This is a genomic window from uncultured Kiloniella sp., from assembly GCF_937128705.1.
Lineage (GTDB): Bacteria > Pseudomonadota > Alphaproteobacteria > Kiloniellales > Kiloniellaceae > Kiloniella.
Genome location: NZ_CAKZMP010000147.1, coordinates 1 through 6,458, shown reverse-complemented (window position 1 = coordinate 6,458; position 6,458 = coordinate 1). Strand labels below are relative to the sequence as shown.

General features: G+C 45.1%; 6 protein-coding genes and 1 pseudogene. 6 read left to right on the top strand and 1 reads right to left on the bottom strand.

Translation table 11 applies throughout. The features are described from left to right. From Q0241_RS08280 to Q0241_RS08270, 3 genes and pseudogenes are all read left to right on the top strand, one after another. Positions 1–132, top strand: a pseudogene (locus tag Q0241_RS08280) (recombination protein RecR); the annotation flags it as partial. A 119-nt stretch (positions 133–251) separates the two neighbouring features. Next, complete coding sequence (locus Q0241_RS08275) at positions 252–818, top strand: hypothetical protein (RefSeq protein ID WP_299375895.1); 567 nt, start codon at positions 252–254, stop codon at positions 816–818. Positions 819–904: 86 nt separating this feature from the next. Next, complete coding sequence (locus Q0241_RS08270; protein ID WP_299375892.1) at positions 905–2,338, top strand: DUF4139 domain-containing protein; 1,434 nt, start codon at positions 905–907, stop codon at positions 2,336–2,338. Between the two features lie 16 nt (positions 2,339–2,354). Here the strand turns inward: Q0241_RS08270 and rmuC are convergent, their stop codons facing one another. Continuing rightward, a complete protein-coding gene (gene rmuC, locus Q0241_RS08265) occupies positions 2,355–3,851 on the bottom strand; it encodes a DNA recombination protein RmuC (RefSeq protein ID WP_299375889.1) in 1,497 nt (498 codons plus the stop codon). Between the two features lie 206 nt (positions 3,852–4,057). Between rmuC and def the strand changes: the two genes are divergently transcribed. From def to truA, 3 genes are all read left to right on the top strand, one after another. Continuing rightward, positions 4,058–4,576, top strand: coding sequence for a peptide deformylase (gene def, locus Q0241_RS08260; protein WP_299375886.1), 519 nt, complete (start codon positions 4,058–4,060; stop codon positions 4,574–4,576). A 77-nt stretch (positions 4,577–4,653) separates the two neighbouring features. Continuing rightward, a complete protein-coding gene (gene fmt / locus Q0241_RS08255; RefSeq protein WP_299375883.1) occupies positions 4,654–5,607 on the top strand; it encodes a methionyl-tRNA formyltransferase in 954 nt (317 codons plus the stop codon). Then, entirely contained in the window at positions 5,607–6,407 is an 801-nt protein-coding gene (truA, locus tag Q0241_RS08250; RefSeq protein ID WP_299375880.1) for a tRNA pseudouridine(38-40) synthase TruA, read from the top strand. Before fmt ends, truA begins: the two co-directional genes overlap by 1 nt. Positions 6,408–6,458: the final 51 nt, after the last annotated feature.

Here is a 6,458-nt window from a genome sequence, read left to right as displayed (position 1 = left end):
ACAGAATGTCTGGCTGGATATGAGGTGGATGTTTCCAAACTGGCCCATGGTGTTCCCGTCGGGGGAAGCTTGGACTATCTGGATGATGGAACGCTTACCGCAGCTCTGAAAGCACGTCGATCAACTGGCTAAGTCATTGATCAAAATCTGTGCTGCTGAATTATTCTTCAATTTGTGATTGCAACAGGCTTTAATTCTCATTACGAAATAGATGCCGAATTTTATCTATTACATTATATTTGTGGGGAAATATGTCTAAGTTTGCGTTAACTGTATCAGCAGCTTCCTTATTAATTCTTAGTGCTTGCCAGACCACTGGTAACCAGGATCATTGGAGTGATTGGGAAGCTATTCCTCATCGAGAGGCGAAGCTAGAATGGGAGCCCTCTAAGCCTACTGAATTGTTTGCTAGAAAACTGTCTTACAATGGAGCTTATCAAGAGCATTGGGAATGGAAAAACGGTTCTCTGTTCATTGAAACTGCTGGTCACGCCTATCACTTTCGCGAAGAAACATCCCCTCAAAAGTTTGGCATGTTTATGGAAGGCTGGAACGCATTTAAAACGAGTGGGAAAAAGATTTCAGCGACTGATGTTCAAACTACAAGAAATAAATATGGCAAGTTTTATTACGCAGATGTAAAAAACGATGCTAATCAAGATTGCTGGACTTTTTTACAATCCATACCTGAAAAAACTATAGCTGGGTATGTCGAATCAGGTAAGCCAGGTGGGTATCTTTCCGGGTACGAGTGCGGTGATAATCGCCCTTCTGAGAGTGAAATCATGGATTTCTCCAAGAGTTTTTCTTTCTCATAATTTTTTAACCTTAAAGCTGACATCTTCTTGTCCCAACCTGGTGGCACATATTGATACTTCAATCATTACCTTACTAAGGCGCAGAGATGACAATTATCCCAAAATTTTTACAAGCAAGCTATCTTGTTGGAGCGACAGTATTGGCAAGTAATAGCTTTGCCAGTGCTCAAGAGACCCCAATTGGAGCAGATGCCAATCAATCTACCGAATTGGTGTTTTATAGTAATAATTTGGGACAGGTTAGCCAGACGCGTCGTAGTAAACTGTCAACAGGCGGGAGCACTTTGGCGCTGGAAGATGTCAGTCCTCATCTTTTGCTTGATAGTCTTTTTATTGCGGGAGAGGGGCTTCGTGTACGAGAGCAACGTCTTGATCAGCAAGTTCTCTCTCCGCAGCGATTACTGGAAGCATCCTTAGGTAAAACCGTAACCTTGATTCGGACTAATCCCGAAACAGGGGAAGAACGCGCGCTAAAAGCAGATGTTTTGGCTGTTCGTGAGGGTGTGGTTCTAAGGGTTGAAGATAAAATTGAGACCGGAATTTCGGGTCGTCTTGTTTATGATTCGATACCTGAAGGATTAAGAGCGGGTCCAACACTACTTGCTGTTGTGGAAAGCGCAAAAGCCGGTGACAAGGATCTTAAGCTGACCTACCTCACAGGTGGTTTGGACTGGCGCGTGACTTATGTCGCGGATTTAGATCCCAGTGGTGAAAAGTTATCATTGAAAGCAATGGCAACTTTGACCAACCAAACAGGTGTTGAGTTTGTTGATGCAGATGTTCGATTGGTGGCGGGTAATGTAAAGCGTGTTCAGCCTGCCCCGGCTCCACGAATGGCGATGATGGGTGCTGAAAGCGATGTGATGTTTTCTAAGGCAGAATCATCAATGCCGCAACGTCAATCTGTGGCTGATCGGGATGTCTATCGCCTGCCGGGCAAGATTGATATCGGTGGTGTCGAAACGAAACAGGTGACCTTGCTTGAAAATGATGCTGTTGAAATTGAAAAACGCTATCGTTTTCAACAGTTGATCCAGCCCTATCCCGGTGCTGATGAAACGGGTCGCCAACAAGCTGACATTGTTTTAAAGGCTGAAAACACCGAAGACAAAGGTCTTGGTCAACCGCTTCCTGGGGGCACTATCCGTGTTTATCAGCAAGTTAAAGATGCCAATTCATCTATCTTTATGGGTGAAGAGCACATGCGGGCTGTTCCGAAAGGCGAAGAGTTTGAATTGGTGATCGGTTCTGCCAACCAAGTCACTGGGAACGGTAAACAGCTTTCTTATGAAAACCTCTCGCGAAACAGCTATCAGCTGACACAGGAAATTACCTTGAGAAATAGTGGCGACAAAGCTGTGTCTGTTGACGTTGTCGGAAACATGCCCCGTAATTGGAAAATTCTGAACGAAAGCGTCAAGCACGAGAAAAAGTCGGCGAACAAAGTTATCTGGACACTCGATATTCCTGCTGAAGGTAAAGTATCTTTCGACTATAAACTCAGGGTTTCTAACGAATAAGCGAAAACGAATTCATTTATATATCAGATAGAAGAGGCGATTCTTTATTCTGAGGTTCATCAGCTTCATCATCATCCAAAAACTCTGTCAGATTTCCTGGCAGAGTTTTGTTGGTTTTAGCTCCCATTTTCTGAAGCTTGCTGACACGTCCAATTAGGTTCCCACTACCTGTTTTAAGTTTGTTAAAAGCTGCATCATGGCTTTTCTGAGCACTATTTAAAAACTTTCCGACTTTCTCCAAATCTTCAGTAAAACCAACAAATTTATCGAACAACTGCCCAGCACGTTTTGCGATTTCCTGGGCATTTTGATTTTGGTCTTCATAACGCCAGATATTTTCGACGGTTCTCAGGGCGAGTAAAAGAGTAGAGGGTGTCACGATAACAACATTCTTTTCCAAGGCTTGCCCAACAAGGTCCGGTTGGTGTTGGACTGCGGTGCTGAAAGCCCCTTCGATGGGCATAAACAACAGGACATAATCCAATGACCGAATGGTTTCTAGGTCTTGGTAGGATTTCTGCGACAGATCTTTTACGTGATTTTGGATCGATGTGACATGTTCGCCAAGGGCGATACTTTTTTGATCTTCCTCTTCCGAAGAATGAAAGCGTTCGTAGGCCGTCAGGGACACTTTTGAATCAATTACGATGTCTTTGCCATTGGGTAGGTGAACAATGACATCCGGGCGATAGCGCTTCCCTTCTTCGGTATTCATTGACTGTTGAACGTCGTATTCGCGCCCTTTGCTCAAGCCTGATTTTTCCAGAACCATTTCTAGAATCATTTCACCCCAGGCACCTTGTGTTTGGCTTTGTCCTTTGAGGGCTTTGGTCAGGTTATTGGTATCTTCGCTTACTTGTTTGTTAAGATCCGCCAACCTTTGTACTTCTTTATGGAGCGAGAACCGTTCTTTTGATTCTTTGTCATAGGTTTCTTCAACGCGCTTTTGAAATCCCTGAATGTTTTCTTTCAAGGGATTTAAAAGCATTTCCAGGCCTTTTTTGTTCTGCTCGGTGAATTTTTGCGATTTTTCATCCAAAATGCGATTGGCAAGATTTTCAAACTGCTCCGTAAGCTTTATCCGAGCCTCATCTAGAATTTGTAACTTCTCTGTTTGCGCTTCACGTTCCTTATTGAGCGTTGTTCGCATTTCAGCCTTTTCAGCCTCTAGACGTGTCATGAGGTTCCGCAAATTCAGATTGTCCTGTTCAAGAGTTTTTGTTTGATCAATTAGCTCTGGAATGCGAGACGCTTTTTGTTCTTCTGTGGCGGCACGGGTGATGGCGTCAGTATAGGCTTCATGCAGCTCTTCGCGTTCTGTGCGTAACTTTATGTATTCTGCCTGTTGCTTTTCCAACTCTAGAGAGAGTTCTTGTTTCCTATCTACAAGGCTTTGGTTTAACGCACTTAATTCAGAATTTTGTCCTCTTGTTTTAAGGTTGATAAGCAGGCCAATAATAAGTGCGATACCGAAACCAGCCGTGGCGCCAGTCAGGAGAACAGTGAGATCCATAGGTTATCCAATTGGGTGTAAAAAGAACATTTTGCGATTCGAACCTAAGTCTAGCATGGGCTAGACGGCTTCGTCAGTAGAGGCTTTTGTGTCAGGCTTTGCTTGACCTGACGGCTATGAGGCAATACCTAAGAGAAAAGAGCTGAAGCTTATCAATTTTAAGACGTCAGTGTATCAAATTTAATATGTAAAAATAGCGAGTAATCATGGCTATTCTTGATATCGTCATCGCCCCGGACCCGGTCCTCAAAGTCGTTTGTGAACCCGTTAAAGAAGTGAACGATGAAATTCGTGAGCTGCTGACCAGTATGCTTGAAACGATGTATAAAGCGCCTGGGATTGGCCTTGCTGCTTGTCAGGTTGGTGTGACCAAGCGGGTTATTGTTGTCGATGTTAGTGATGATAAAGAAGAAAATCAGCCCTATTGTATGGTAAACCCGGAAATTACTTGGGAATCAGACGAGTATTCGGTTTATCAAGAAGGCTGTCTTTCTTTGCCAGAACAGTACGCTGATGTCGAACGCCCGGCTGCGATCAAAATGACTTATCTTGATGAGACAGGGAAGAAGATTGAGCTTGAGGCCGATGGTCTTTTGGCAACCTGTATCCAGCATGAAATTGATCATCTTGATGGTGTACTTTTTGTCGATCATATCTCAAAGCTAAAGCGCGGCATGATTATGAAGAAGCTGAAGAAAGTCGTCGCGGCAAAGGAAGCGGGATAATCGCTTGGTTTGCCTGCGGCTCGTAGCGCGCGAATTTAAGCAAACAACATGATAAAGAACGAAACAAGGAACATGGGATGAAACCGTTACGTATCGTTTTTATGGGAACCCCGGATTTTTCCGTTCCTTGTTTGCAGTCCCTGGCGAAAAACGGGCACGAGATTGTCGCTGTCTATAGCCAGCCGCCGCGTCCGGCTGGGCGAGGACAGAAAGAAAAGCTGTCGCCTGTTCACGCCTATGCAGCTGATCAGGGGTGGCCGGTTTTTACACCCAAGACATTTAGAAACTCTGATGTTCAGGACACTTTCAGAAAACATAACGCTGATGTGGCAGTGGTGGTTGCCTATGGGCTTATCTTGCCGACAGAAGCTCTTTATGCACCGAAAATGGGATGTGTGAATGTGCATGCTTCTCTGTTGCCTCGTTGGCGCGGAGCTGCCCCTATTCAGCGTGCGATCGAAGCGGGTGATGCTGAAAGTGGCGTTTGTATTATGCAAATGGTTGAAGAACTTGATGCGGGCGATGTCATTCTCGAAGGCAGGATCGATATTACATCAACAACAACGGCGTCTAAGTTGCATGATGCGCTTTCGGCACTTGGTGGTAAATTGATTGTTGAAGCTCTTGATGGGCTTGAGGGTGGTTCCTTGGTGCCAACACCCCAACCCGAAGAAGGCGTAACTTATGCTAAAAAATTATCTCGTGATGAAAGTGAATTAGACTGGACGCAGTCAGCTCAAAACCTTGAACGCAAGGTGCGGGCCTTAACCCCATGGCCGGGCGTACATTTCACTTACCAAGGGGATCGCTTTAAAGTTCAGGCAGTTTCTTTTGTTGAGAAGACTCATAACGCCGTACCAGGCACTTTGCTTGACGATGAACTGTTGGTCGCCTGTGGAGAAAATGCGCTTTGGATTGAACGATTGCAGCGCCCAGGCAAAGGGGTGATGGATCGCAAGGCATTCCTGAACGGATTTCCTCTCAAAAAGGGAACAGATTTGACGCAGGTTAATGAGGTTAAAGGCAGATAATGCCTCGTTATAAACTTACCATTGAATATGACGGTACAGATTTTTTTGGCTGGCAGCGCCAAAAGGAACAGATCTCTGTTCAGGAAGTATTGGAAGAGGCCATTTACAAATTCAGTGGAGAGCGGGCACAGGTTTTTGCCTCGGGACGGACAGATAGTGGTGTGCACGCCCTGGGGCAGGTTGCATCTGTAGATCTGGAAAAGGACTTTCCTGCTCACAAGGTAAGGGAAGCCATTAATTTTCATATCCGTCCGGCTAAGGTAGCCGTGCTGGATGCGGAAATTGTCGATGATGATTTTCATGCTCGCTTTTCTGCGACAGAACGCAGTTACCTCTACCGTATTATTAATCGCCGGGCACATCTTGTTCTTGATCATAACAAAGCGTGGTTTATTCCGCAGAAACTGGACGTGCACGCGATGCATGAAGCGGCACAGGTTTTAGTCGGCGTGCACGATTTTACATCTTTTCGTGCCAAGGATTGTCAGGCGAAATCCCCGGTAAAATCCATTAACCGCATTTCAGTCACCCAACAGGCGGATGAAATCCGTATCGAGTTATCTGCCCGTTCATTCCTCTACCACCAAGTACGAAACATCACGGGATCTTTAAAAAAGGTCGGCATGGGTAAGTGGACAAAAGAAGATTTGAAACGGGTTTTGGATGCAAAAGACCGTAGTCAGGCTGGTGAGATGGCACCAGCTTGGGGGCTTTATTTTGTCTCTGTTGGTTTTGATCCGTTATCAGAGGATGATGTTGCCCATGATCCGACTGTTGGCAAAGAACCAACGGCGCAATAATCATCGATTGTGTCCGCTTACAAATACATCATATCTTGGTTTAAGGCGTGA